Here is a 26438-nt window from a genome sequence, read left to right on the forward strand (position 1 = left end):
AACAAGGAAGATAATTTCTCGAACGCAGGAGGAAATCTCTCGAACACAGGAGTGAATCCCTCGAACAGGGAGGATAATGAAGAAATTTTAAGCTACATAGATGAGTGGCTATCAGAGCTTGAATAATTATTACAAAGGGGAATCAAGTCATGCAAAAGTTTTATATAGCATCAAGTTTTAAAAATATAGACACAGTTCGTTTGGTAGGGGACGAGTTAAAGAACAAGGGATTTGTTCAAACATATGATTGGACGAAAAATGATAAAGCGTCAACAATTAAAGACTTAGAAGAAATAGGGCAGAAAGAAAAAAATGCTGTTATGGAAGCAGATTTCATTATTGTTTTATTACCTGCAGGTAAGGGGAGTCATATCGAGTTTGGTATTGCAATGGGGCAAGGAAAAAGAATTTATCTATACTCGTCGAATGATGAAGTGAATAATACTGAAACAACGAGTACCTTTTATCATTTATCTGATGTTGAGAAATGTATTGGATCTATTGATGAATTAATAGAAACTGTTACAAATAGTCAAACGTTGTTTAACTAAAGTGGCTTATCTTAGGAAAATACATATGAAATTTATTGATGCCATTATAAACCTATTTGGAGAATACGTTAGTAAAATAAGCATGTTTATCTTGTAATGCAGTTAAAAAAGGGTGGTAAGATGCACATTAAATCAGAAAGACTAAATTTTCGTAAATATAATGAAGATGATTTGGATTTTCTATATCTTTTATTATCGGACCCAGATATGGTTAAGCATATAGGTGAAGGGAAGACGAGAGACATAGAGGGAACCCGACAATTTCTAGAATGGATTTACCATACATATAGATTGAGTGCCGATCTGGGGTTAATGGTTTTACAACATAAGGAAAATAATCAGCCAATAGGACACGCTGGTTTAGTTCCACAGACGATTAATGGAGTCGCAGAAATAGAAATTGGGTATTGGATTGCTCGTAAACATTGGGGTAAAGGGTACGCAACAGAAGCAGCAGAAGCTTTAAAAGATTTTGGACAAAATAACCTAGGTAAAGAAAGATTTATCTCGCTAATTCAACCAGAAAATATAGCATCAAGAAAAGTTGCAAGTAAAATAGGAATGAGTTTAGAAAAAGAAATTCAATTAAAAGGTCAGGACGTCCAAATTTATTCAACTTGGAGGGGCTAGCCAATCACCCTACAACGGATTTGTTATAGTTGTGTTTGGCTTAATACCGGTTAAGTTTAAAAAATCGGTTAACCATTGCAACTTCACTAGCTCACCCCCCTCACGCTCTGAATAGGCAATTTTTATTCTCCGCGTTGTGATTCTTCTTTTCTTCACACAACGAGCAAGTATCAATACATAATTAATCTAATGCAGATAAAATCGTACTAATTGATTGAAACGCCTCTTTCAATTGCCTTTGATCATCTTTTGACAACGTTGACAGTCGCCCTTCCACAACCTGTTCCAGTCGCTCTTTTTGTTCACATAAAAATTGATTGCCGTCTTCCGTTAATGATACATATGTGATGCGACGGTCATGGGTTGATTTTTCTTTTTCTATGTATCCGTGATTTAATAATTTCTGAATGAGCGGGGTCAAATTTGATTTATTAATCGATAAACTTTGGGCTATATCTGACATTTGAATCGGCCCTGATTGTTCTACCGTATGCAAAATATGAAAATGCGATGGATGCAAGTCACCTGTTTCAAGTACATGGTATGGACCGAATATTTTTTTCGGAATATACGGAAGTGCCGTTAACACTTGATTGACCAAGTCATTCGTCGGCGTACTCATTTTAATGGCCTCCTCTATTATGCTGAACAATTTGACAATCGTATTTATTAAGTAGATAATGTTTAATAGTTATTATAACATAACTATTTGCTTTTGAGGGGGGTAAACTATGAATTCAGTGATTAAAGTATCCAATCTCGTCAAGAAATATAAAAATGTCGATGCCGTCAAAGGCATTAATTTTGACGTGAAAGAAGGGGAAATTTTCGGCTTCCTTGGCCCAAATGGTGCAGGCAAAAGTACGACGATTAATATGATCTGTACAATGCTACCATCAACATCAGGTCAGATTACGATTAATGGCTATGATGTCGAGAAACAAAAAGATAAAGTCCGGGGTAGTATCGGGATTATTTTTCAAGAAAATACACTCGATGAAAAACTAACGGCGAACGAAAATTTAATGCTACATTGCCGTTTTTACAACGTACCAAAAGATAAACGCCACGAGCGGATTCAAGAAGTTTTACATATCGTTGATCTCATAGATGAACAAAATCAGCGTGTCGAAGAATTTTCAGGTGGGATGAAGCGCCGTTTAGAAATTGCGCGCGGCTTACTCCATTATCCGAAAGTTTTGTTTCTAGACGAACCGACTGTCGGGCTCGACCCGAATACTCGGGCTCACTTGTGGAAGTACATCTTGAAACTTAAAGAACAAGAAGGCATTACGATGTTTTTAACAACGCATTATCTCGATGAGGCTGAAGTAAGTGACCGAATCGCGATTATGGACCAAGGGGAGATTATCGCTATTGACTCCCCAACAGCCCTTAAAGACGAATTAGGTGGCGATTTGATTGAACTCTCAACTGAAGATAACGATCAAGCGATTCAAGAAATTCAGGACAAAGTAACAGGTGCGGATGTCACGGTGAATGGTGATACAATTCACCTTAAAGTCGACAGCAGCGATGCGTTTATTTCCAATTTCATTAAAAAACTAGACATTCCAATTACGACACTCAATATACGCAAACCAACCTTAAATGACGTCTTTCTAGCATATACGGGACGCAATATTCAAACGAACGACGAATAGGAGTGTGACAACATATGGAAGGTATTATCGCTATTTGGCAACGCGATTTGATCAAGTTTTTGCGAGATAAAGCCCGTTTATTCGGGTCATTTACGATGCCGATTTTATTTTTACTCATCTTCGGTGGAGGATTAAGCGGCACGATGGAAACGATGATGACACAAAACTTGGATGTCGGTGGTGATTTTAATTACATCGAGTTCGTCTTTCCAGGAATCGTGTCGATGACATTGCTTATGACATCTGTCTTCTCAGCCATGTCAGTCATTGAAGATAAGGACTTCGGTTATATGAAAGAAATACTCGTCTCACCGATCTCACGTGTGAGTATTGCTGTCGGAAAAATGGCCGGTGCTGCTACGGTTTCGACAATTCAAGGGATTATGCTGTTTGCACTCATCCCACTTCTAGGCTTAAATTACGACTGGATATCGTTAATCCAAGTCATTCCGTTTATGTTCCTGCTCGGAGCTGCCTTATCAGGAATTGGATTATTATTCGCAAGCTTCATTAATTCAACACAAGGGTTTCAGCTGATTGTGAACATCATTGTCTTGCCGATGGTCTTCATGTCAGGGGCGTTATTCCCAATCAACGGCATGCCAGGCTGGCTCGATGTCATCGTCAAATTAAACCCTGTCACATACGGCGTCGACGTCATGAAGAAGATTATGATTGACGTTGACCAACTGTCAATGACCGTGCGCGAAACAATGGGACTTAATTTAACCGTTTTCGGTAGGCAAGTGACCGTCTTTGAAGAAATTTTATTCATTTTAGCTTTCACAGCACTCGTCATAGCCATTGCAACATTAAGTTTTAAACGCGCGAACGCTTAGTGGAGGTATTGCTCAATCAGACTCAATTGTCCTTAATAATTTAACCAGTCACTCAATATAAAGACGATCAATAAGTTGATCGTCTTTATTTATCATTAATTATTCGGAATATTATGATAATATAGAATCAGCTAATCGAACAGTAATGTACAATAGAGGAGGATTGCATCTTTGAAAAAAGGGATCGTTATTATTTTTAGTATGTTATTGGTAGGTTGTATGGGAACCAAAACTTTCACTTGGGAAGTCGATGGAGTTTCAGAAGATGATGTCATTGCTGTTAATTGCTCAGACGAATTAAACAAAACTAATAATGATTTTGGGGTTGAATGTTTAATTGAAGTAACAGATGATACGAATCTAGTTGATAATCAAGGTAACGAAATTACTATAAATGACATTCAAGAAGGTTCAAATATAAAAGTAACGTTAACATCTTCCATAGAGATTAAAACAAAAGATAACTATAAAGCTGAAGAAATAGTTCTATATAATAACTAAGAGGTTATTAAAGGGGGAAGTGCGATCTTGTACAATAACGATGAACAATTAATAGAATTCACTCAAATGCATGACGAATTTATTTTGGATTGGGACAATGCGTTGATTTCAGGTGACACAACTGCTTTGGAAAGAATGTCAGAAGACTACTATGTTGCCTTTTTTAAAAGTTCAAATGAAAAGCCTATTATATACAATAGGGAAGAGGCAGTAAGTGGAATGCAACAGTCCGTTAAGCAGTTACTAGGAGCTAAGAAGCACTTTGAAAATAGAGTGATTCGTTTAAAGAGTGACTATCATGCTGTAGTATTTTATGAACAGATGATAGAAAAAGATAAGAAAGTATTAGCACGTTTATTTACTATAGAAAATTGGCAACGATCTAATGGAGAATGGAAGATCGTTAGAGAAATTGAAGAGCCAATCAATTAGTGTTTGTTCTTTCTTAATCGTCTTTATTTTGGCTTTTAACCTTCAATATTATATAAATAAGGTATTTCTTCACCATCAATATCTGCAATTATGATTTTACACTTTCTGAGAATTCTCCTCTAGCTTTATAAAATTTTGTTCCGATAGGTAAAGTTGTAGCAACGCCATTTCGAAATTCCTTACTATTAATAGAAGTCGATTTTAATTTTAAATTGGTTAAAATAAAAGCAGAACCTAGATGACCTAAGTTCTGCTTTAGCTTATGCATTTCCTGCTACATTTTGATCATTAACATCGGGATCAAAAGGGTTCGTTGAGCTTAATAAATTATTGGTACATATAAAGTCCCCGGTATTAAGTGAACCAGCGCCGGAGTTGGTTTTGCTTGAGCTTTTGGGTGCGATATAAAAAGCGTCTCCAAAGTTAACAGTGCCACCACCGACGCTATTAATCTTTAATGGTCCGACAATCGAAGGCATGTTCTCACCTACTCATTATTTGATAAAATTCGTTTGTGTCTCGTTATGCTTACGGCTTTTCCGTGTTTAAATGAACCAATATGGAAAACCGAAGCTCCTGTGACACCAATCATGTTAATTGACCCTACTTGGATCGGGTGTTGACTTTTGTGATGCAATTGAACATTACTTTTCTCTAAAAAATTAGGCAATGGTTCTCTCATAATGGTCTCGTCGTCGGTAATATATTCATCAGTAAAAACGGGATTTTCTTTTTGTACGGCTCTTGCAATCGAAAATGGGTAGACGCCTTCACTATCACCGATTTGAAGGGTTCCACTAAATTCTATTGAATTACAATACACCGACTGAACGTTTGAATTTCTCATTACGTACCACCGGAAACAGGACCAAATGGGAATACATTTTCAAAAATGTAAGCCTCAGGTGGTGTATCAAATCGAGAAGCGAGCTGTAAATGCTCCACATCACCAATCACAAAAAGTGATGACGTCGAGACACCATCAACCTCAATATAATTCACATTCAATTCATCATTATATATATTAACTTTCATTATGATTCTCCTTAAGTTTCTCTAAATAAATCTGAACGCCTTGGTTAATTTCTTTTTTGATATGGTTAATCAAAGCAGGGACTTGGTCTCGATCTATGATCATTCGTCCGTTTTGTTGCAGGTTAGAGGTATGTTCTTTAATCCGTTTAGGTAGCTGGTCTTGAATCTCTTGAATTAATACGATTTTTTGTTTGGAATCAATATCTATTTCTTGATCGTCTACATATTGATTAAATAGTTTCGGTAAGTCTTTTCGAATGTAGGGGAGTAGTTGATTATGGATCTGCTGTTCCATAGGCGTTAAAACCTCTTCGTCAGATTCTTCGGGTAAATCTAGTTGTTCAAAAGGCAGATCTTGATGAGGAGTCAAACCAATATTCAACGTACCTTCTAATGTTTCAATTTTTAATTGTTCAAAATTATATTCAATTGTATCAACTGCTGCCTTTGGAGATTCATTTTGGTGTTCTATAAGTTGGTCTAGTTTTTGGTTTAGTTCTTGTAACTGTTGGTGATTTTGATTGACTTTTTGTTCGAGATAGGCGAGTTGCTGCCATATCGTTGAGTTGTTCTCCATCCTCAAATCCCCCTTTGGTCTAAAATATGAATCTAACGCCTAGTTAGTGAAGGGTATTGTAGGCATTTCAAAAGTTGGTTGATCTTGCTCTTCAGCGGGTTCTGCTTCTTCAGCGGGCTCTTCATAACCACCTGTATTAAGGATATTAGAAACAGATTGAATGGAGCCAGAGCTCCCAACTTGTAAAACAGACGAATTTGAAATGGATTCCACTTTTAAAAACTGTATATATATTTGTTGGTGAATCGTTAACGCCATTACTTTCACCTCATTAGTCAATATAATCCTGGTCAAACACAATGGTTTTTGACTGTCCAAGAGATACGTTGATTCCGTTACCGGTGTTAAATGAGCCGCCACCGGCATACGTTTTTGCTGAGCTTATAGGTTGAATATAATAACTATCTCCAATATGAAAAACTGCTGATGATGATACTGAGTTAACTTTAACCGCTCCGACAAACGCAGCCATAGAGATTTCTCCTTTCATCTTACTATATGTGCGGAGGTGTGCATGTGTTATAAAGATGGTATACTACTAAGAAAAGAGGTGAAAACATGAATCCATCCCAACCGACCACATCACGCATAGAGGTACTTGATGCTATTAGAGGTTTTTCTTTACTCGGTATATTGATTGTTAATCTATTAACTTTTCATTCGCCTCATTTTCTTAACGGTGGTTTGGATGAGTTTTATGAGGGGACCTTAAACACAGTCGTCATAACAAGTATAGATTTGTTTGTACAAGCTAGTTTTTATCCTCTATTTTCCTTATTGTTTGGTATAGGAATCTACATGATGTATGAGAGACTAAATGAGAGAGGGATTTCTGCAAAGAGCGTATTAAAACGGCGTATGTTTGTATTGGCTTTTATAGGACTTATTCATGGTGTTTTGCTATGGTATGGCGATATTCTATTAACCTATGCTGTTGTAGGCTTTATTAGTTTATGGTTCTTACATAATCATTCAAACTCTTTGAGAAAATGGGCAATCAACTTGTTGTGGATTCCAGCAGTGTTTTTAACGTTATTAAGTTATCCCGTACGTGAAGAATTAATTGTTACGAATGATCAGCGCATCCTGGACTCCTTTAACGCTTATAAAGGAGAAGGAATTATGTATTTAACCCAGAATCTATCAGACTGGTTGTACGTGAACGGTTTTTTCCAATGGATAGGTGTTGTCTTTACAATTTTACCGATGTTTCTCATAGGCATGATGATTCAACAGCGGGGGTGGGTAAAACATCCAGAACATCATCGAACTGACATTATGACTTGGCTTTGGTCGTCATTGATTATATTTATCGTATTTAAGATAAGTCCGCATTTTGTAGGGATGCCTGTTTGGCTGAGTACAATACAAGATGCGATTGGTGGTTCTTTTTCTAGTATTTTCTATTTCTTGTTATTATTAGTTGTTTTTAGAAGAAGGAATTTTTTAATCGTGGCACGAATATTATCAAATGTTGGTAAATTATCTCTAACGAACTATATAATGCAAACGATCATTGCCATGACGATTTTTTACGGCTACGGTTTTAATTTATATGGGGAGTTGCATGCCGCAACATTAATCTTTATAGCCTTAGGCATTTATATATTCCAATTAATTTTTAGTGCATGGTATGTTAAACGCTTTCATTACGGTCCATTAGAGTGGTTTTACCGTACGTTAACTTATGGAAAAAGACAGCCGATAACCAAAAAGGGTGACTGATATGAAACGTATGTGGATACAATCTGAGTCTGAAAAATGGGTTGAAGAAGGGATTATTGATTCAACTCAGCGAGATAAAATCGTAAACCGTTATTCACAAAAAGGTGAAGCAACGTTTATATTCTTTTTTTCTGCGATTTTAATTGGGTTGGCTTGCTTATCTTTTGTGGCGGCTAATTGGCAGGTCATCCCGAATTTATGGCGAATTTTTTTAATAATTTTCTTTATGATTGGTTTTTATGGTTTTGGGAGCTATTTAGAAGAGAAGGGACGCTCTGGTTATAGTGTTTTTTGTTATATTGTAGCGTTAGCCGTGTTTGGCGCTGGGATTTTCTTAACCGGACAGATGTATCATTACAGTATGAACAGTGTCTTTCCATTTATTATATGGGGATTAGCGGCATTTCTATTATATTTAAGTCGTCCGTACTTATTTATATTACTTAGTGGACTTGCGATTGTTACCATTGGAGAAATTTATGGTTTAGCTAATATGCACGCTTTTGACTGGTGGCTGTTTGCGTTATTTATGATTGGGTATGGGACGATTGTATTTATTAAGAAAAGTGAAGTTTTATCCTGGCTTTTCGCGATCGCCTTTATTATTCAACTAATCGGTTATTCGATTGAGCAGTTAGACCAATATTATTGGATGATTATATTTAGCCTGGTGCTATATGTTGTTGGTACACATTTTCAAGTACGTCAGATTAGTCGTCCGTTTACATGGGCTCCGTTATTATTTATGTTTGGCTTTACGATCGTTCAATCATTTATTTTTAGCTCGCCGTACAGAGAATCAATCGAAGCACATTTTATGTTTTATTTCATTTGGATTGTACTTGCAAGTCTAGTTATATTATTTACGTTACAAAATGCAAAAGGAATTAGTCTAACTCGACTGGCTTTGTTTTTACCTGTATTTGCGGCTGGACATTTTGCAGAGTTAGTTTCTTTTATCGTATTGTATGTTTTTGCAATTGGCCTGCTTTTAGAGGGTTATCAACAGATTGACAAACGGAAAGTACATCTTGGTACAAGTGCTTTTCTGATCAGTACGTTATTAGTTTATATACAAGTTGCGTGGGATTTTCTCGATAAGTCATTATTCTTTTTAATTGGTGGTATCATTCTGTTTGTTATTGGCTTTGCTCTAGAACGCAATCATGGAAAGGATGTGTGACGATGAATAAGAAGTTGACATCTGGTCTAAAGTTTTTGAAAAAGCACTTGTTTATCGTCATTGTCACGCTCCAAGTATTATTTTTAGTTGTCATGGCAAGCTTAAATTATGTCATTGAAGAGTTTGGTGATGTTATACATTTGGAAACGGAACCTTATGATCCGCGCGATGTTTTTTATGGCGATTATATTAACTTAAGCTACACAATCAATGAGATTCACCCGTCCTATTGGTTTGGCAGTGAAAATGTAAAGCCTAATGAAGTAATTTACGTTTTATTAAAACCAGATGAACGTGATATCTACAGAGTGAAAGCTGCATCTGATAAAAAGCTCGAAGCGCAGGGTGATGAGGTGGTTATTAGTGGACGTTATCGTCACAAAGATTATGAGCAGGTTCATCGTGTAAGTTATGGCATGAATCGATATTATATTGAAGAAGGCACAGGAGAAGAATACGAGCAGATAAATAGCAAAATGATTGTAACAGTCGCAGTGTCACCATGGGGACAGAAAAAAATTTTAGATGTAGAAGAAATGGAATAATATTTTCTTGTTAGTGCTCAAAAAACAATTCTATAATTTCCAAAACAAAAGCTCCGGCAATATAAGTTTATAACCGGAGCTTAAATTTATGTTTTTATAATACTTCTTTAATCTTCTCGATTGCCCAATCTAAGTCTTCCTTGTCAATGACAAGTGGTGGGGCGAAACGGATGACATTTTCATGGGTTTCTTTACATAATAATCCTTTTTCTTTTAATTGCTCGCAGTATGGGCGAGCTGGTTCTGTTAATTCAACACCAATGAATAATCCCTTTCCTCGTACTTCTTTAATTTTCGGATTATCAATTGATTTTAATTCATTTAACATGTGATCGCCTAATTCAAGAGAACGTTTTGCTAACTGTTCGTCTTCTAAAACTTCTAATGCAGCTACTGAAACGGCGCTCGCAAGTGGATTGCCACCAAATGTTGAGCCGTGTGAACCAGGGTTGAAAACGCCTAAGATGTCTTTGTTTGCAACGACACAAGAAATAGGGAAGACGCCACCACCTAAAGCTTTACCTAAAATAAGTACGTCTGGTTCAACATTTTCCCAATCGCACGCAAACATCTTACCTGTACGAGCGAGCCCTGCTTGAATTTCGTCTGCAATGTATAAGACGTTATTTTCTTTACATACTTCATATGCTTCTTTTAAGAAGCCTTCTGGTGGCATGACAATACCTGCCTCACCTTGAATCGGTTCGAAAATAAAGCCAGCCGTATTTTCTGTAATGGCCTCTCTTAGCGCATTTACATCACCATATGGAACCGTTTTGATTCCAGGTAAAAGTGGTCCAAAGCCTCGTTGGTATTCAGACTCAGAGGATAGTGATACAGCGGTCATTGTACGACCATGGAAGTTACCTGTACACGCAATGATCTCAGCCTTGTTTTCTTCTACACCTTTTACATCATATGCCCAACGGCGAGCGGCTTTAATCGCTGTTTCAACAGCCTCTGCACCTGTATTCATCGGTAATGCCATTTCTTTGTTAGTCATTTTACAAATCTTTTCATACCATGGACCAAGTTGGTCATTATGAAAAGCACGTGAAGTTAAGGTCACGCGTCCAGCTTGTTCATTTAACGCTTGAATAATTTTCGGGTGACGGTGACCTTGGTTAACAGCTGAGTAAGCGCTTAACATATCGAGATAACGGTTACCTTCTGGGTCTTCAACCCAAATACCTTCTGCTTTTGATACGACAATCGGTAACGGAACATAGTTTTTAGCACCATATTTGTCCGTTTGTTCCATAATGGCTTGACTATTCTTTGTCATGAAATCCCTCCATCTATGTAATCATTAACATTTATTATAACCTTTTGTATGTTTTGTTTCAAAGTTGTCAACAATTTTATCGCACAAGCTTGTCTAAAAATGGTAGGATATAAGTAAAGGAGGTAGGAAAATGGCAGACGTATTTTTGTATAATACACATTTACATATTACAACTTGGGTTGTAGGAATTATCTTATTCTTTGTTGTGTTGAGCTTATTGAAGAAGTCGAAAGAGAAGCCAGCTAAAATTACGCATATGGTGTTACGCCTATTCTATATTTTTATTATTTTAACTGGTGCTCTGTTATGGTTTAGTAATTACAGCCATGTTGGAGGAAGCTTGTTTGCTGAATCCGTCGTTAAATCACTGGCTGGTGTATGGTTAGTAGCTGCGATGGAAATGATTTTAGTAAAGGTGAAAAAAGGGAAGTCAACATTCCTTGGTTGGCTACAGTTTATACTAGCATTAATCCTAGTACTATCATTAGGATTTGCTCGACTACAATTAGGAATACTAATATAAATAGTCCCTAACACAGGGGCTTTTTATATGCATTGAAAGAAGGTGAGCAGCTATGAGATTAAAGACTGTTGGGATATTGTTTCTTCTTTTGTTTATACCGTTAGTGGCTCAAGCTGAAGAAGATCAGAATGTTTATTATTATATTTTAATCGACCGATTTGAAAGTGGCGAACAAAATGGAGAAGGGGTAAATGTTGATGATCCGTATGCTTTTAATGGCGGAGATTTTGCTGGAATCGAAAATAGGGTTGAACACTTAGAAACATTAGGTGTATCACATGTTATTTTGTCCCCGATTTTTGAATCTAATGATTATACAGGGTTTGAAGTATCAACTTATGAAGGAATACAGCCAACGTTTGGCAGTCAAAAAGATTTGGAAAAACTCATTAATTCATTAAATGACCATGACATTGAAGTTATATTACACTTCCCAATAGATCAACAGGTAGAAGAGGACGTCTTAATTGATTATATGACGCATTGGGAAGAAGAATTGCCGATCAGTGGCTATTACTTCTCAAATACGGATGATTACGCTTTAGATTTCTGGGAACAAGTGACGTCAGCTGTAAATGGTTTCACCATTGGGGAAAGACGGGATGGTCAATTAGAAACACTATTAGAAACTGGCTTTGATCGTGTCTTTGATCGTTCAGCGCAAGATGAAGCGGTTGAATTTTTTAAAGACATGGACCAACCGCTCGAACCGTTAATGGATGCAACAGATTGGAAGAATGAGCAAATCATTTATTCAATGGATTTCTATGATTCAAATCGATTTACGCATATTTTTTCACAAACTAATAGTCATCAGATCACGCATTGGAAATTAGCCTTAACTTATCTTATGACGACTTCTAGTGAACCTCTGATTTATCAAGGTTCTGAGATTCCTTTAGATGGAGTTGTTGAAGATGGTTCACACCATCAAATGATGAACTTTTTAGCTGGGGAAGACCAACTTATTCGACATATCGAGAAGATTGCTAATGCTTATGACGATTTACCGTCCTTATCAAAAGGACAAATGGACATATTACATGCTGATGATAGCTTTTTAGTGTTTAAGAAAACATATGAAGATGAAACAACAATTGTAGCGATTAATAATAGTTCAACTCAGCAGCGGGTAAATGTAGACCTTGAATCAAACTTAGAGTTACGAGGGTTATTAGTAGACGATTTGATTCGTGAGAATGATGATGGGACATACTCAGTCGCGGCAGAACGTGAATCTTCCAATATATTTATGGTACAGGATGACACAGGTGTTTATTGGCCCTTAATTTTCATTTTCGTTGGAATCATGACGATTTTTGTTGTCTTTTCGATTCTAATGTATCGAAAAAATAAAAATTAAGTATTAAAAAGCTGTATAAAAGGGAATAACCCTTCTATACAGCTATTTTTTGACTTGATTTAAGAAGAATAATGCAATTGTTCCAGGGCCAGCATGGGCACCAATGGCGGAACCAATTGAATGAACGATAATTTCTTTTGGTTGAACTTCTTCTTGAATCATTTCTTTTAATTTTTGAGCATTCTCTTCGTCATCCCCATGAGTAATGGCAAGTGTTTGTTCTTGAAAGTCCTCACCACGTTCTTTCATAAGGTCGACCATTCGACGTAAAACTTTTTTAGAACCGCGAATTTTCTCTAGTGGGATTAATTTACCGTCATCAACGTGTAATAGTGGCTTGATTTTAAGTAGGCTACCGACAAAGGCCTGTGTCCGACTGACGCGGCCACCGCGATATAAGTACTCTAGGTCATCAACGGTAAAAATATGTTCCATATTGTTAACGGCATGATTAGTCGCATCTAGTATGTCCTGGACTTCTCCACCTTGACTTGCTAGCTCTGCAGCATGATAGGCGATTAGGCCGCATCCTAATGAAGCAGCTCTTGTATCAATACAATAGATATCAGCTTCTGGATGTTCTTCTAGGATTTGTTCTCTTGCGATGGTGGCACTTTGGTAAGTCCCTGATAATTCGGAAGAAAATGCGAGATAAATAATAGGTTTACCTTGTTCAACATGCTTTTTAAATACTTGATAAAAAGAATCAGGTGTCGCTTGAGCCGTTTTCGGGCTCTTACCTTCACGCATTGAGTCGTATACTTTCTTAGGTTGAATCGTTTCACCATCTAGATAGTCTTCGTCGTCAAGATGTACAATTAAAGGTACAGCTTCTAATTGATATTGTTCTTGGATGTCTTTTGGTAAATCAGAGGCTGAATCAATTACAATTTGAACATTCATGGATTTCCTCCTAAAATTTAAAAATATAGTAAGATGTATATAGGAAACGGTTCGTGAAATGTGACAATTTTAAGGCTATTCTTTATATAAGTTTAAATGCGAATGTGAAAAACGTCAATGACGTATTTGTCTAGGGGGTTATTTATGTTTATTTTTGAAATTAAAAGATTTTTAATTGTAATCGTTGGGGCTTTCTTTAACGCGGTATCCTTAAATCTATTTTTAATTGAAGCCAATGTCTATGCTAGTGGCTTTACCGGCGTTGCCCAAATGATGTCTAGTATCTTTCAGGACTTTTTAGATATTGATATTAGTACAGGTATATTACTGTTTTTATTAAATATTCCTGTAGCCATTTTAGGTTGGTTAAAAGTAGGAAAAGGATTTACAGTCTATAGTGCCATATCAGTTGTTGTGACGACCTTTTTCCTTGAGACGATACCACTACAGAACTTAGCTGATGATATTTTATTAAATGCAGTTTTTGGTGGTATATTGGCTGGTTTTGGAGTTGGAATAACGTTGAAGTGGGGTGCTTCTACTGGCGGTATGGATATCGTAGCTATGGTATTAAGCCGTCTGAGGGATCGCCCGATTGGAATTTATTTTCTAGTATTAAACAGTATCATTATTTTCTTAGCAGGTTGGTTGTACGAGCCTGAAAAAGCGTTATATACACTAGTAACGTTATATGTCACAACACGTGTCATTGATGCTATTCACACACGTCATGAAAAGCTTACGGCCATGATTATCACAACTAAAGGCAACGCTGTGACAAAAGCTATTCATTCAAATATGGTACGCGGGATTACGAGTGTTCCTGCAAAAGGTGCTTTTACCAATGAGCCGCGTGAAATGCTGATGATGGTCATTACGCGTTATGAGTTATATGATTTACAAAACATAGTGAAAGAAGTTGACCCGAACGCCTTTACGAATATTGTTCAAACAACAGGTATTTTTGGATTCTTCAGAAAAGATGATGAAAAGGTGTAACTTTTGTCCTTTAAGTGGCGACTATATTTAAAAAGGATCAAAAGGGGTTGAACAATGAAAAAAATTATTTATTTATTGTTTGTTATATTGCTATTAACAGCTTGCGGAACCTCTGGTGGTAACGATGAAGAAGAAACTTCTCAAGGAAATCAAGGTACTGGTGAACCGATAGAGGAGGATACTGATATGAGTGAGGATCAAACATCAGGTAACGATACTGATCAAATCATCGATCAATTAGAGTTCAATGTCGCGATAGAAGAAGAGGCAGATTTATTGAGATTCAAGATGGAGTTAACGAATAACTCAGGCTCTGCAGTTGATTTATCCTTCAGTTCCGGTCAAAAGTATGAAATTACGATACAAGACCCGGACACAAAACAAGAAGTCTATCGATATTCAGATGGACAGATGTTTACTGAAGCAATTGAGAATAAGACGATTGAGCCTAACGAGTCGTTAACTTGGGAACAAGCTTGGGACTATACTCAAAACGGAGAAAAGGTTGAGGCAAAAGACTATCAGGCAACGGTTCAGTTAATACCAATGTCCATAAATCGAGAAGAGATTGACAAAAGTCCATTTGTAGAAGAATTAACAGTTGAAGTGGCTAACTCAGATGAACAAGCTGATAAAGACAATTAGAGGTTATAAAGCACTCGGCTATAAGTCGAGTGTTTTTTTAAAACGCATAAGTATAAAAAGAAATTAGTTAATGATAAATAAGAATCGGATAAGTGAAAGAAGGGAGCGCTTAATTGACAGTAAGAAGCTCCTTTAGTGATTATAGGGAGTACTTAAATATAAATAAGAAATATTTTAATTGAAAATTAAAACGCTTATAAATTATAAAAAAGCTATCCTCCAAAATTATTTTTGGGGATAGCTTTTTTGAAGAGTTTAGTAACCGAAATCTTCAAATACTTTTTCGACTTTTGGGACAAGTTGATCCCATTCTGCATCAAAGGTTTTGTTTACAGTAACAAAGTTATGATAGCCAAATACATTATCAACGCCTTCAAGTTTCATTAAATCATTCAAAATGTCATGTTCACTTGTTTCACCTTGCATAACCGAAATACTGTCGTCACCTTCGAATAGTACAAAATCGACTGTAAATTTCATTGCGTTTGGGTTAGGAGTTGCTTCTGCAATTACGCCCATTTAAGATCCCTCCCTAATATTCTCTTTATTATAGTAGCATGAAATTCAAATATAAAAAAGAATTGTGTCGTATTAAGTAAGACTGGTAATTCGATGGTAGTTGAAGAATTCATCTAAAAGTTGAGTAACAATCGGCCCCGGTTGCCCATTGCCAATGGGTTGTTCATCCACTTCAACAACGGATATCACTTCGGATGTTGTAGAGGAGATAAATACCTCATCAGCGTGTTTAACTTCTTCAACTGTCAAAACCGTCTCTTCAAACGGTATATTTAATTGTTCTGCTAAGTATTGAATATATAAACGTGTAATACCATTTAAAATATAATTGTTTGCAGGGTGCGTTTTGATCACACCATCTTTTACAATAAATACATTGGTTGAGCTTCCTTCTGTAACATGATTATAATCACGGTAGAAAATAGCTTCAAAAGCTCCGACATCTAAGGCATGCTGTTTGGCCATAATATTTCCTAATAAATTCAGGCTTTTAATATCACAACGAAGCCATCTTATATCTTGATACAACGTTGCTTTTACACCGTTCTTTTGAGCTTCTAATGGTCGCGATATATTTAGTGGATAAGCTATCACTGTTGGAGTTGCTTCCTTAGGGAATGGGTGAGAGCGTGTAGCTGATCCACGCGAAATTTGTAAATAAATCCCACCATCGTGAACACCGTTTTTCTTTGCTAATTCTAACAATAAATCCTTTAGGTGATGTTGGTCTAAATTGTAGTCAATCTGAGCTTCTCTAAGGCTGTATTCTAAACGTTTCATGTGATCATCGAGTAAGAAACATTCACCATCATAGATTCGGATTACTTCATAAACACCATCACCAAATTGATTGGCCCGATCTTCTATGTCAATTAAGCATTGATCTCGTTCGACGAACTCATTTTGCATTAGTACAATCACAGCAGTCATCCTTTCTAAAGGTGTATATACAAATAGTATATGGAAAAATGGAATATGTAAATAATGAATAAGGGCTAAACCCGAAATATAAAAAAGAGCTTAGAAAACTAAGCTCCTTGACTGCATAAATAGGGTCTATGATGCAGTCTTCTCTTGATCTAACAAAAATTCCACATTAATTTCTTGTTGATTTTTAGGTAGATTCTTTAACCAGTTATTGAGATCAAGGTCACGGTCTATAATGTGTTTATGCTCATCTTCTGTAAGGAGTTCTTTACCTAAATCAGTAAGATCGGGCTTGGTGGTAGATATGTCTGTGGAAAAATCCACAGGATCGTTTTGTAAGACACGTCTGTAGTTTACTCCTACTTTTGAGGAAGCTTTTATCTCTGATGTATTAGGTTCCTCTATGTAATCAACGATACGGTGTGTTGTAACATTTTCTATATCTTTTACCTCAACAAGAAAAAACTGCCCTTTACCTTTTGCTACTTTAAAAATTCTCCCATCTTGGTCTTCAATCCATTCTCCTAATAATGGATCAATCTTCTCTTCAAAACGGAAAAATTCCTTAGCTAATTCTTCGCGTTCACGCCAGTCTATTTGTAGCATTTGATCATTAACAGTTTCAGTCCCACATAAATAGCAAATATATTTATAAGGGAACACGAAAGGGACCCAACAGATCAAAATGCCATATGGAATGAACAATAATATGATACAAACAATGACGCGTAAACCTATGGAATATGTCTTTTCAACATGATCACTTTTACATTCTGGGCATAGATACATTATAAATTTCCCCCTTAATCAATCTAAAGACTATAATAACAAAAAATTACTATTAATTAAATTCCGAATATTAAGCAAAAAAACACGTGAATTCAATTGAATTCACGTGTTAGGTATGGCTTATTAAACTAAACGTTTTCTAATCTTAGTGGAAGCAAAGTCGATAATGGAAACAACAATGATAATACCAAATAAGATCAATCCTAGCTGTTCCCAATTTCGGTTGGCAGCGGCGATGACGATTAAAGTACCGATACCACCCGCACCAACTAGTCCAAGGATAGTCGAGGCACGTATATCGATTTCGAAACGATACAGTGCAAATGATAAAAATTCTGGTAAAACTTGAGGGAATATGGCGTAAAATAAAATTTGTAGTTTATTAGCACCATTCGCCTCCATAGCTTCAACAACTTTCATATCAATACTTTCGATAATTTCAGCATAAAGCTTACCTAACATACCGAAAGCTGTTAAGCCAATCGTTAAGACACCGGCAAATGGACCAGGTCCGACGGTAATAACGAATAATATCGCTAAGATCAGTTCTGGGAATGTACGGTCTAAAATTAGAATCCATTTACCTAATGTATTCCAAATAGGTGACTTCACCATATTTTTAGCCGCCCAGAAACCAAATGGAACTGCTAATATGGCAGCAATTAAAGTTCCAGCATAAGCGATGAAGATTGTCTCAATAATATATCCCCAAACCTTTTCAGTCTCAGCCCAGTCAGGACTAAAGAGCCTTGGTATAACACGGTCGAATTTCTCTGCTAGATTGTTAAAAATTGACCAATCAGCGCGTTCGTAAACGCCTTTAAACGCCCAAACATATATAATCCCTATCACAATAAAAATTAACCAATTTCGTAGTCTCTTTTTCTTCTGGTTTGGTTTCGGTGGTAAAATTTCGTTCATTATACAACTCTCCTTCTAAGCATGTTACTAATTGTTTCAATCACAATAACAGCCACTAATAAAACAATTAGTATTGCCATGACGTTTTGATATCTTAAGAAGTTTAATTGGGTATCAATAATAGTTCCAATACCACCAGCACCTACGAAACCTAGAACTAGGGAAGCTCGAACGTTTAATTCGAATACGTATAAACCGTATGAAATAAATTGCGGTAACACTTGAGGTACAACACCGTACCAAATAACCTGAACAATATTGCCACCTGTTGCTTTAATGGCATCTAGTTGTCTAGTATCAATTGTTTCGATTGTTTCACTAAGTAATTTTGCTAATAACCCTAATGAAAATATGGTTAAGGCAAAAATACCAGGGATAATACCTATTCCAAATAAACTAACAAAAATCGTTGCTAATAGAATATCAGGAATCGTACGTAATATATTTAAAACTGTACGAGTCGTTTGGTAGATATATTTATTCGTTGAAATGGTGTTAGCAGCTAGTAAACTAGCAGGAATACAAATAAGTACTGAAAATGTAGTCGCCACAACAGCTATTTGAATCGTTTCAACTAGTGGGTCAATGGCTGCAGGGATGTAATCCCAGTTTGGCGGGAACATCGTCAACATTTTCTTAACAATATCAGGAAAATCAATGAATAGTTTAAAAAAGTCTGACCCTGTCTCACTCAAGCTATAGAAATAAAATGCAATAATGATGAAAAACACAATAGATATTTGCATTTTTAATTTACGAGGGTAAAGCGAGTAGACACTTGAATTTTTGTTATTATTCTTCTCCGTCATTAGACTCACTTCCTCTTAAGTCGTCCTCGCGAATAGGACGGTTATAAATTTGTTCAAACGTGCTTTCAGAAACTTCGCTTACGGGGCCGTCAAACACAACCTCGCCATCTCGCATACCGATAATACGATCAGCATATTCCATAGCCATGTCAATAAAGTGAAGGTTCACAATAGTCGTAATATTGTCTTCGCGGTTAATTCTTTTTAAATATTGCATCACTTGATGAGACGTAGGAGGGTCTAAACTCGCTACAGGCTCATCTGCGAGGATTAATTTAGGGTCTTGAGTTAAAACTCGAGCAATGCTAACACGTTGTTGCTGACCACCACTTAATTGATCAGCACGTTGGTATATGTAATTTTCAATATTGACACGCTTTAGATTTTCATAAGCTTTAACTTTGTCTTCTTTAGGGTATAAGTTAAAGATACTTCTTAAAGTACCTGTATGTCCTAGGCGACCGCTAATGGTATTTTTAAATACACTTGAACGATTAACTAGGTTATAGTTTTGGAAGATCATACCTACTTTTGTACGAAGTTTTCTTAAACTTTTAGAGCCTAACTCTAAAACATTTTCGTCATCTAAGTAAAGTTCGCCTTCAGTTGGTGAAACCATTCGATTAATACTTCTAATAAACGTTGACTTACCTGCACCGGACAAACCAACAATTACGACAAACTCCCCTTCATTAATCGTAACGTTGACATCTTTTAATCCTGGTGTACCATTCGGGTATACTAATGATAGATTTTTAAATGTAATCATCGCGGACTTCCTTTCTTGTTTAAAAAATAGGGAGAGCGGTTAGTCTCTCCCTACTAAGAATTTTCTCTTTATTCGTCGTCTAAGACACTTTCGTCTAGTTCTAATTTTTCATAAGTTTCTTTTACAACATCGAAGTCAGAACGCTCAGCTTCGATGATGGCATCCCAGTTATAAACTTCATTCATGATCTCAATCATTTCTTTATCATCATTGAAGCTTAGGAATGCTTGTTTTATTTCTTCAGTTAACTCATCATCTAGAGCACTGTATACGGTGATGGTATCGTTAGGAATTTCAGCAGTTTCACCGATTCTCTTTAGATCATCTTTAATGTTAGGATAGTCCTCTTCCATTGTGTCACGTACATCATCAAAGGTTGTTGCGATGTCAGCTTGACCTTCTAATACAGCAATGGCTGAAGCATCGTGGCCACCAGAACTTACTGTAGCTCCGAAAAATTCTTCTTGAAGTTCAGTCGTTGATTCAAGATCGTACATCTCCATTAATTGTGATGCAGGGAAAAGGTACCCTGATGTAGAAGATGCATCACCATAAGCCCAAGTCATATCACTAGCATGTTCACCTAAATCATCTAAACTATCAACTGGTGAATCTGCACGTACTAGATATTGTGCAACATATGTAGCACTACCATGACGCTCAGATTTTAGGATTGGGTCAACGTCATACATGCTATCTGCTAATACGAAACCGAATGCTGGAATAAAACCAATTTGTACAGTTTCAGCACCTAAAGCCTCAACTAGTGCAGAGTAGCTAGTCATCGTTTCTGCTGTTACTTCTTTACCTATTTCTTCACCTAATCGTTCAGCTAAAGGTTCAGCTGTTTCAGCGATTGTGTCAGAATCCTGAGATGGAACAAATCCCATGACTAATTCATCAGGGTTTGCCGAGTCATCGCCAGATCCACAAGCTGCAAGAATCATAAGAGTCACAGCCATCATTAGCATAAGAAATTTTTTCAAAATTATTCCCCCTTAATATTTTTAAACAATTTTATTATAAATGAGCAGTCCATTTAGTACAACATAATATTAAGAAAATAACTCATTTTTACGAAATCTTTACATAAAAATGCGACACAGTTCTACCTGTGTCGCAAATTAAATGTTATTTCATCTTATTTTTGTTAATTTTCTGTTCGAGCTCTTTAAGCTCTTGCTGTTCTTCAGGTGTACCTTGCGCATAGGCTGACTGGATGCTTTGTTGTACACTGCGGATGGATTCATCATCAACTTGTTGTTTTTGTTGGTTTTGCTGTTGATTATTACGGTGAGTCATTTTTTGCATCGTTTGTTTTGCTTGTTTGAGAAAGTTATTCTCCATGGTTAAAACCCTCCTCGTGTATGACGATCGGCTTCTGCCTTCTTACGTTTCTTATCTGTAAATTTTTCCTGCTGGATTGAAGCTGTTTTGTTGTGTCTTTTTCTTTTGTAGATCGGTTGTGACTTCATCAGTATCCCCCTATCTAACATCAAAGAAAAAACCTGAACACATTAAAAACGTGTTCAGGTATATTTTGCGCCAAATGATCAAAAATATAATTAATTAATCATTAGTTAATATTGGTGTTGGGATATTTAAATATTCTTCAATAAATGCTGCGACACCTTCGTCATGGTTTGTTAGTGTTATTTCATTAGCTAACGTTTTGAGTTCTTGAATGCCGTTACCCATGGCAACACCAACGCCGGCATAATCAATCATTTCGAAGTCATTATCTTCATCTCCAAAAGCAACAATACGTTCTTTTGGAATACCGTAATCTTTTGCAATTTTTTGTAGACCAATGGCTTTGTGCAAACCAGATCTAATGATTTCAATGACATGAAATGGTGCGCCCCATTTACGGTGATCGACAATGTTAGCGTGGTTCTCATCTAGAGCTCCGCGAATTTGGCCAATACCCTCTTCAAATGGATGAATTAGTAAAGAAGATGGATCACCATATAATGTTTGTCTTAAATCGCCAATTTTTGCAGGTTGTTCTATTCCATCTAAGAAAAATTGATTAAAAATATGCTCTGTATGTTCGTTAATGAACACTTGGTCCCTAATTTCTGCCATAATATTTTGAACGCCGACCTGCTGAGATGTGTCGACGATCTCAAGCGCGGCACTTTTTGGTAATGGAGAATGTAAATGGTCCCAATTTTTATTTCTTGGATGATGAATCAATGCCCCATTCATATTTACGATAGGTGTATCTAATTCTAATTGTGAATAAAACTGCTTACTTACACGAAAAGGACGACCGGTTGCAATGACAACCACGTGACCTTTTTCTTTTGCAATTTTGAGTGTTTGAAGAGTTCTTTTTGAAATGATTTTATCATCATTTAATAATGTTCCATCTAAATCTAAGGCAATTAGATGTTTCTCCATAGTTTCACCTCATTTATCCTCTCGTTAAATATCTAATTAAAATATTTTACCATATGTAAAGTTGTATGTCATATTCTCATTATTTGAATCCAATTATGTCTTCATTTATTATAGTAATAAAGTGTTGGAGAGGGGAAACGGCATGATTGTCATAGATCATACAACTATAAAAGATATACCAGTTTTAATAGTAGAAGACGACACAACATTAAACCAATCCTTACCGGTTGTGATTTACTTCCATGGTTTTACAAGCTCTAAGGAAATGGATTTATCACAAGCCTATTTATTAGCTGAACAAGGATATCGCGTCCTTTTACCAGATAGTATGCATCATGGAGAGAGATTGATCACTCAGGATGAACAAAAAATACAAATTGACTTTTGGAAAATTGTTTTACGAAATTTAGAAGATCTAAATCAAATTTATCTTTACTTAAAAGAGCGTGACTTAGCTCAAGATGATCGGATTGGTGTTGCCGGGACGAGCATGGGGGGCATAACAGTTGCTGCCGCATTGACGAGATTCCAATGGATTAAAGCCGCTGGAATTATGATGGGTTCAGCTAAAATTAATGATATGGGTCATTACTTAATTGAGAATATTAAGCAACAAGGCATTGACCTTCCGATGACAGATGAAGAAATTGACTACCAATTAAAATCTCTTGAAACCATAGATTTATCAACTCAGATTGATAAATTACAACATCGTCCACTCATGATTTGGCATGGAGAGAATGACCGTGTTGTTCCGTACGAACACTCTGTTTCTTTTGCTGAAATGTTGAAGTCGAACGGTTATCCTGAAGACCGTTACAGCTTTATATCAGAGCCGAATCGAGATCATAAAGTTAGTCGAGAAGCTAAATTTGCTTTAAGAGATTTTTTTGTTAAACATTTATAAGAAACTCGCCTATATGGCGGGTTTTCTTTTGAGAGAAAGATATTTCTAGTAATGTTATAGAGATTTTATCGATAGAATGTGGTAAGAAGTAAAAAGGGGGAGCTTCATGGATCATAAAGAATTTAGAAATTGTCTTGGACGTTTTGCTACAGGGGTAACTGTTGTAACATGTGATAATCAGGATGAATGTCATGGACTAACGGCGAATGCTTTTACGTCTGTATCACTTGACCCTCCGCTTGTATTAGTATCGATTGATCGTAATACAAAGGCCTATCATAAGCTTAAAAACAACCGTTTTATTATTAATATACTATCAGCGGAACAGCAGAATACAGCGTTGCATTTTGCTGGAAAAACATTTGATAAACAACCGTTTGAATGGGCGCAATCAGAGTTCGGTTATCGCATTAAAGATTCGCTAGCATATATTGAATGTGAGCCTTGGGCAGAATATGATGGTGGGGATCATGTATTGTTCCTAGGTAAAGTGCATGACTTTGATTATCTAGAAGGTGAGCCATTAGGTTTTTATGGCGGCAAGTTTTCAAAAATTGTACAAGACTTATAACAATATGCAAAAAGACTCCGGAAATAATATTTCTGGAGTCTTTTTTTACGTTGATATAATCATTCACCCTTTGTCGGGCGTTCTAAATAAATTTGTTCACTTAAATGTGCGTAATTCGGGCCTGCTAATCTAGCAATTGGATTAAGCTGTTCTGCTAAGATTTTGCCATCATCATAAACCTGTTCATCAATATGGTATTGTACGACTTTACCAATGATTAAATCGTGATGGTATATACCTTGTTCGCCTAATGGTAGATGCTCAAATAATTCACACTCTAATCTGATTTTAGCTTCTTGAACGCCAGGCGTTTTAATCTCCGTACTGTCAACCGTACTGAATCCCGCTCGTTCTACTTCACTTATATCCTCTGCATAAGGTGCTGACGTTTGGTTCAATGATTCTAATAAACTCAAATCTAATACATGTACGACGAATTCTTTTCGGTTCAAAATGTTTATTGCTGTATGTTTGCTGACTTTTCCTTCTGATCTTCCGATTGATAATACGATCAGAGGAGGCTCTGATCCAACCATGTTAAAAAAGCTGAATGGAGCGGCATTTAAAACATCTTGGTCATTTAAGGATGTCACAAATGCTATCGGCCTTGGAATGACACTTCCACTCAGTAATTTATAATTCTCTTTTTTACTTAAATCGTTTGGATTAATAGACTTCATTCATATCACCCCTATAACTAGCATAGCATAGATTTTTCTTCCTCATGCCCAACCTTGTTTAAATTTTCCGTCATATAACGACTTTCTATTAATAAATATAGTAACAGGTAGGTTGTATACGCTTACTAATTTATTTTGGAGGGGGAATTAAATAGATGGAAAGCAAGACGAAAAGCAGACCTCTCACAGGACAAGAGTATCTTGAAAGTCTTAGAGATGGCAGAGAGATTTGGATTCATGGTGAAAGAGTGGAGGATGTAACAACTCATCCAGCTTTCAGAAACTCTGCTAGGTCAATCGCAAGACTTTATGATGCTCTTTACGATGAGAAAACGAGCGATATTTTGACATGTGAAACGGACACTGGAAGTGGAGGGTTCACGCATAAGTTTTTCAGAACTGACAAAACAGTAGAAGACCTTGTTGAAAGTCGTGACGCGATTGCTGAATGGGCCAAGCTGACATACGGACAGATGGGGCGCTCGCCAGATTATAAGGCAGCATTTTTAGCAACACTTGGCGCAGACCCTGATTATTACGCACCATATCAAGAAAATGCTAAGCGTTGGTATAAAGAAGCTCAGGAGAAGTTATGGTATTTCAACCATGCGATTATTAATCCGCCCGTTGACAGAAACAAGCCAATGGAAGCTGTTAATGATGTGTTTGTAAGAGCTGTTGGTGAAACGGACGAGGGTGTTATTGTAAGCGGAGCTAAAATGGTTGCTACTGGATCGGCCTTAACGAATTACAACTTTGTCGCTCATTATGGGGCTATTCCTGTTGATAATGAAGAGATGGCGTTAGTGTTTGTAGCACCGATGAACACGCCGGGAGTCAAACTGATTTCTCGTCAAAGTTATGAAATGACAGCGTCTGTCATGGGAAGTCCATTCGATTATCCATTAAGCAGCCGATTTGATGAAAATGATGCTGTATTAGTATTTGATGAAGCGGTTATTCCTTGGGAAAACATTTTAATTTATAAAAATGTTGAAAAAGCAAATTCATTCTTCCCAGAAAGTGGATTCTTAAATCGGTTCACATTCCATGGCGTTACTCGATTAGCCGTTAAATTAGATTTTATGGCTGGTTTATTGCTTAAAGCCATTAAAACAAATGGAACGGATGAATTTCGTGGTGTGCAGGCAAACGTAGGTGAAGTTCTAGCGTGGCGTAATATGTTCTGGTCATTAAGTGATTCTATGGCGAAAACACCTGACCCGGGACGCGGCGATACAGTCCTACCTAACTTAAATTATGGCCTAGCTTATCGTGTCTTTATGACCATCGGCTGGCCACGTGTGAAAGAAATTATAGAAAATGTCGTGGCTGGAAGCTTGATTGTACAGCCATCAAGTGCAGAGGACTTTAAGAACCCTGAACTAAGGCCATTACTTGACCGTCTTTACAGGGGCTCAAACGACATTGAGTCGTTAGAGAAAATTAAATTAATTAAATTGCTTTGGGATTCGATTGGCTCAGAATATGGCGGTCGCCACGAGCTTTATGAGCGAAATTACTCGGGTAACCATGAAAACATTCGTTTAGAAAATTTAGTTGCTGCACAAGGCTCTGGAATGGCAGATGAGTATATGAAGTTTGCTGAAATGTGTATGAACGATTATGACTTAGATGGTTGGACAAATGATACATGGATTAACCCAGATGACATTAATTTGTTTAAGAATAGTTGATTAGCGGATTCCGCTATCTAATTCAGAATTTAAAGGAGGAATT

General features: G+C 36.6%; 36 protein-coding genes. 16 read left to right on the plus strand and 20 right to left on the minus strand.

All coding sequences use genetic code 11. The annotated features are described in order from the left end of the window. The first annotated feature begins 149 nt into the window (after positions 1–149). The gene (locus tag EDC24_RS10005; protein WP_124222158.1) at positions 150–551 is read left to right on the plus strand and encodes a group-specific protein; all 402 of its coding nucleotides are present in this window, start codon (positions 150–152) and stop codon (positions 549–551) included. A gap of 96 nt (positions 552–647) precedes the next feature. Then, entirely contained in the window at positions 648–1181 is a 534-nt protein-coding gene (locus EDC24_RS10010; protein ID WP_245998108.1) for a GNAT family N-acetyltransferase, read from the plus strand. 181 nt (positions 1182–1362) lie between these two features. On the opposite strand, the gene EDC24_RS10015 is transcribed toward EDC24_RS10010, so the two are convergent. Further along, a complete protein-coding gene (locus EDC24_RS10015) occupies positions 1363–1803 on the minus strand; it encodes a MarR family winged helix-turn-helix transcriptional regulator (protein ID WP_124222162.1) in 441 nt (146 codons plus the stop codon). 109 nt (positions 1804–1912) lie between these two features. On the opposite strand from EDC24_RS10015, the gene EDC24_RS10020 reads away from it, so the two are divergent. The 4 genes from EDC24_RS10020 (at position 1913) to EDC24_RS10035 (ending at position 4617) form a co-directional block, all read left to right on the plus strand. Then, positions 1913–2845 carry an ATP-binding cassette domain-containing protein gene (locus tag EDC24_RS10020; protein WP_124222164.1) on the plus strand — a complete coding sequence of 311 codons (933 nt, stop codon included), beginning with the start codon at positions 1913–1915 and terminating at the stop codon, positions 2843–2845. Positions 2846–2859: 14 nt separating this feature from the next. Next, entirely contained in the window at positions 2860–3684 is an 825-nt protein-coding gene (locus EDC24_RS10025) for an ABC transporter permease (RefSeq protein WP_124222166.1), read from the plus strand. 219 nt (positions 3685–3903) lie between these two features. Beyond that, positions 3904–4185 carry a hypothetical protein gene (locus tag EDC24_RS10030; protein ID WP_124222168.1) on the plus strand — a complete coding sequence of 94 codons (282 nt, stop codon included), beginning with the start codon at positions 3904–3906 and terminating at the stop codon, positions 4183–4185. Positions 4186–4212: 27 nt separating this feature from the next. After that, positions 4213–4617, plus strand: coding sequence for a nuclear transport factor 2 family protein (locus tag EDC24_RS10035; protein ID WP_124222170.1), 405 nt, complete (start codon positions 4213–4215; stop codon positions 4615–4617). Between the two features lie 260 nt (positions 4618–4877). Here the strand turns inward: EDC24_RS10035 and EDC24_RS10040 are convergent, their stop codons facing one another. The 6 genes from EDC24_RS10040 to EDC24_RS10065 are packed head-to-tail and all read right to left on the minus strand — an operon-like array spanning position 4878 to position 6701. Next, the gene (locus EDC24_RS10040; RefSeq protein WP_124222172.1) at positions 4878–5096 is read right to left on the minus strand and encodes a spore germination protein; all 219 of its coding nucleotides are present in this window, start codon (positions 5094–5096) and stop codon (positions 4878–4880) included. An 8-nt stretch (positions 5097–5104) separates the two neighbouring features. After that, positions 5105–5464 carry a spore germination protein GerPE gene (locus tag EDC24_RS10045; protein WP_124222174.1) on the minus strand — a complete coding sequence of 120 codons (360 nt, stop codon included), beginning with the start codon at positions 5462–5464 and terminating at the stop codon, positions 5105–5107. Further along, positions 5464–5652, minus strand: a complete 189-nt coding sequence (locus EDC24_RS10050; protein WP_124222176.1) for a spore gernimation protein GerPD — start codon at positions 5650–5652, stop codon at positions 5464–5466. The genes EDC24_RS10045 and EDC24_RS10050 overlap by 1 nt, the downstream gene beginning before the upstream one ends. Further along, positions 5642–6229, minus strand: coding sequence for a spore germination protein GerPC (gerPC, locus tag EDC24_RS10055; RefSeq protein WP_124222178.1), 588 nt, complete (start codon positions 6227–6229; stop codon positions 5642–5644). Before gerPC ends, EDC24_RS10050 begins: the two co-directional genes overlap by 11 nt. 39 nt (positions 6230–6268) lie before the next feature. Next, positions 6269–6487, minus strand: coding sequence for a spore germination protein GerPB (locus EDC24_RS10060; RefSeq protein WP_124222180.1), 219 nt, complete (start codon positions 6485–6487; stop codon positions 6269–6271). Positions 6488–6500: 13 nt separating this feature from the next. Next, a complete protein-coding gene (locus tag EDC24_RS10065; protein WP_124222182.1) occupies positions 6501–6701 on the minus strand; it encodes a spore germination protein in 201 nt (66 codons plus the stop codon). 86 nt (positions 6702–6787) lie between these two features. Between EDC24_RS10065 and EDC24_RS10070 the strand changes: the two genes are divergently transcribed. The 3 genes from EDC24_RS10070 to EDC24_RS10080 are packed head-to-tail and all read left to right on the plus strand — an operon-like array spanning position 6788 to position 9682. Next, positions 6788–7954 carry a DUF418 domain-containing protein gene (locus tag EDC24_RS10070; protein WP_124222184.1) on the plus strand — a complete coding sequence of 389 codons (1167 nt, stop codon included), beginning with the start codon at positions 6788–6790 and terminating at the stop codon, positions 7952–7954. A 1-nt stretch (position 7955) separates the two neighbouring features. Further along, the gene (locus EDC24_RS10075; protein ID WP_124222186.1) at positions 7956–9137 is read left to right on the plus strand and encodes a DUF2157 domain-containing protein; all 1182 of its coding nucleotides are present in this window, start codon (positions 7956–7958) and stop codon (positions 9135–9137) included. Positions 9138–9139: 2 nt separating this feature from the next. Beyond that, on the plus strand, positions 9140–9682 hold the full coding sequence (locus tag EDC24_RS10080; protein ID WP_124222188.1) for a GDYXXLXY domain-containing protein: 543 nt from the start codon (positions 9140–9142) through the stop codon (positions 9680–9682). 94 nt (positions 9683–9776) lie between these two features. Here the strand turns inward: EDC24_RS10080 and EDC24_RS10085 are convergent, their stop codons facing one another. Continuing rightward, on the minus strand, positions 9777–10967 hold the full coding sequence (locus tag EDC24_RS10085) for an ornithine--oxo-acid transaminase (RefSeq protein ID WP_124222190.1): 1191 nt from the start codon (positions 10965–10967) through the stop codon (positions 9777–9779). A 130-nt stretch (positions 10968–11097) separates the two neighbouring features. Between EDC24_RS10085 and EDC24_RS10090 the strand changes: the two genes are divergently transcribed. Further along, positions 11098–11490, plus strand: a complete 393-nt coding sequence (locus EDC24_RS10090) for a YisL family protein (RefSeq protein ID WP_124222192.1) — start codon at positions 11098–11100, stop codon at positions 11488–11490. 52 nt (positions 11491–11542) lie between these two features. Then, entirely contained in the window at positions 11543–12853 is a 1311-nt protein-coding gene (locus tag EDC24_RS10095; RefSeq protein WP_124222194.1) for an alpha-amylase family glycosyl hydrolase, read from the plus strand. 42 nt (positions 12854–12895) lie between these two features. Here EDC24_RS10095 and EDC24_RS10100 read toward each other — a convergent pair whose 3' ends face one another. Further along, entirely contained in the window at positions 12896–13756 is an 861-nt protein-coding gene (locus EDC24_RS10100) for a DegV family protein (protein WP_124222196.1), read from the minus strand. Between the two features lie 144 nt (positions 13757–13900). On the opposite strand from EDC24_RS10100, the gene EDC24_RS10105 reads away from it, so the two are divergent. Beyond that, entirely contained in the window at positions 13901–14755 is an 855-nt protein-coding gene (locus EDC24_RS10105; protein ID WP_124222198.1) for a YitT family protein, read from the plus strand. A 54-nt stretch (positions 14756–14809) separates the two neighbouring features. Continuing rightward, positions 14810–15400, plus strand: coding sequence for a BsuPI-related putative proteinase inhibitor (locus EDC24_RS10110; protein WP_124222200.1), 591 nt, complete (start codon positions 14810–14812; stop codon positions 15398–15400). 255 nt (positions 15401–15655) lie between these two features. Here EDC24_RS10110 and EDC24_RS10115 read toward each other — a convergent pair whose 3' ends face one another. The 10 genes from EDC24_RS10115 to EDC24_RS10155 form a co-directional block, all read right to left on the minus strand. Continuing rightward, positions 15656–15919 (minus strand): NifU N-terminal domain-containing protein, encoded by a 264-nt coding sequence (locus EDC24_RS10115; protein WP_124222202.1) that lies wholly within the window; start codon positions 15917–15919, stop codon positions 15656–15658. Positions 15920–15991: 72 nt separating this feature from the next. Then, on the minus strand, positions 15992–16849 hold the full coding sequence (gene dat, locus EDC24_RS10120) for a D-amino-acid transaminase (protein WP_425455186.1): 858 nt from the start codon (positions 16847–16849) through the stop codon (positions 15992–15994). A gap of 126 nt (positions 16850–16975) precedes the next feature. Then, positions 16976–17635, minus strand: a complete 660-nt coding sequence (locus EDC24_RS10125) for a hypothetical protein (RefSeq protein WP_124222206.1) — start codon at positions 17633–17635, stop codon at positions 16976–16978. Between the two features lie 123 nt (positions 17636–17758). After that, positions 17759–18556 carry a phosphonate ABC transporter, permease protein PhnE gene (phnE, locus tag EDC24_RS10130; protein WP_124222208.1) on the minus strand — a complete coding sequence of 266 codons (798 nt, stop codon included), beginning with the start codon at positions 18554–18556 and terminating at the stop codon, positions 17759–17761. Beyond that, positions 18556–19365, minus strand: coding sequence for a phosphonate ABC transporter, permease protein PhnE (gene phnE, locus EDC24_RS10135; protein ID WP_124222210.1), 810 nt, complete (start codon positions 19363–19365; stop codon positions 18556–18558). The genes phnE (EDC24_RS10130) and phnE (EDC24_RS10135) overlap by 1 nt, the downstream gene beginning before the upstream one ends. Then, a complete protein-coding gene (gene phnC, locus EDC24_RS10140) occupies positions 19349–20134 on the minus strand; it encodes a phosphonate ABC transporter ATP-binding protein (RefSeq protein ID WP_124222212.1) in 786 nt (261 codons plus the stop codon). Before phnC ends, phnE (EDC24_RS10135) begins: the two co-directional genes overlap by 17 nt. A gap of 68 nt (positions 20135–20202) precedes the next feature. Beyond that, positions 20203–21120 (minus strand): phosphate/phosphite/phosphonate ABC transporter substrate-binding protein, encoded by a 918-nt coding sequence (locus tag EDC24_RS10145; protein ID WP_124222214.1) that lies wholly within the window; start codon positions 21118–21120, stop codon positions 20203–20205. A 145-nt stretch (positions 21121–21265) separates the two neighbouring features. Continuing rightward, positions 21266–21481 carry a DUF3813 family protein gene (locus EDC24_RS10150; RefSeq protein WP_124222216.1) on the minus strand — a complete coding sequence of 72 codons (216 nt, stop codon included), beginning with the start codon at positions 21479–21481 and terminating at the stop codon, positions 21266–21268. 2 nt (positions 21482–21483) lie between these two features. Then, on the minus strand, positions 21484–21609 hold the full coding sequence (locus tag EDC24_RS15425) for a hypothetical protein (protein ID WP_281274518.1): 126 nt from the start codon (positions 21607–21609) through the stop codon (positions 21484–21486). 94 nt (positions 21610–21703) lie between these two features. After that, on the minus strand, positions 21704–22540 hold the full coding sequence (locus EDC24_RS10155; protein WP_124222218.1) for a Cof-type HAD-IIB family hydrolase: 837 nt from the start codon (positions 22538–22540) through the stop codon (positions 21704–21706). 142 nt (positions 22541–22682) lie between these two features. Between EDC24_RS10155 and EDC24_RS10160 the strand changes: the two genes are divergently transcribed. Further along, a complete protein-coding gene (locus EDC24_RS10160; RefSeq protein ID WP_124222220.1) occupies positions 22683–23447 on the plus strand; it encodes an alpha/beta fold hydrolase in 765 nt (254 codons plus the stop codon). 106 nt (positions 23448–23553) lie between these two features. Continuing rightward, positions 23554–24018 (plus strand): flavin reductase family protein, encoded by a 465-nt coding sequence (locus EDC24_RS10165; protein WP_124222222.1) that lies wholly within the window; start codon positions 23554–23556, stop codon positions 24016–24018. A 59-nt stretch (positions 24019–24077) separates the two neighbouring features. Here the strand turns inward: EDC24_RS10165 and EDC24_RS10170 are convergent, their stop codons facing one another. Then, positions 24078–24698 carry a flavin reductase family protein gene (locus EDC24_RS10170; RefSeq protein ID WP_124222224.1) on the minus strand — a complete coding sequence of 207 codons (621 nt, stop codon included), beginning with the start codon at positions 24696–24698 and terminating at the stop codon, positions 24078–24080. A gap of 155 nt (positions 24699–24853) precedes the next feature. Here EDC24_RS10170 and EDC24_RS10175 point away from each other — a divergent pair, with 155 nt between their 5' ends. Further along, a complete protein-coding gene (locus EDC24_RS10175) occupies positions 24854–26395 on the plus strand; it encodes a 4-hydroxyphenylacetate 3-hydroxylase N-terminal domain-containing protein (protein WP_124222226.1) in 1542 nt (513 codons plus the stop codon). Positions 26396–26438 lie beyond the last annotated feature (43 nt).

Source organism: Aquisalibacillus elongatus (assembly GCF_003843875.1).
GTDB classification, from domain to species: Bacteria; Bacillota; Bacilli; order Bacillales; family Alkalibacillaceae; genus Aquisalibacillus; species Aquisalibacillus elongatus.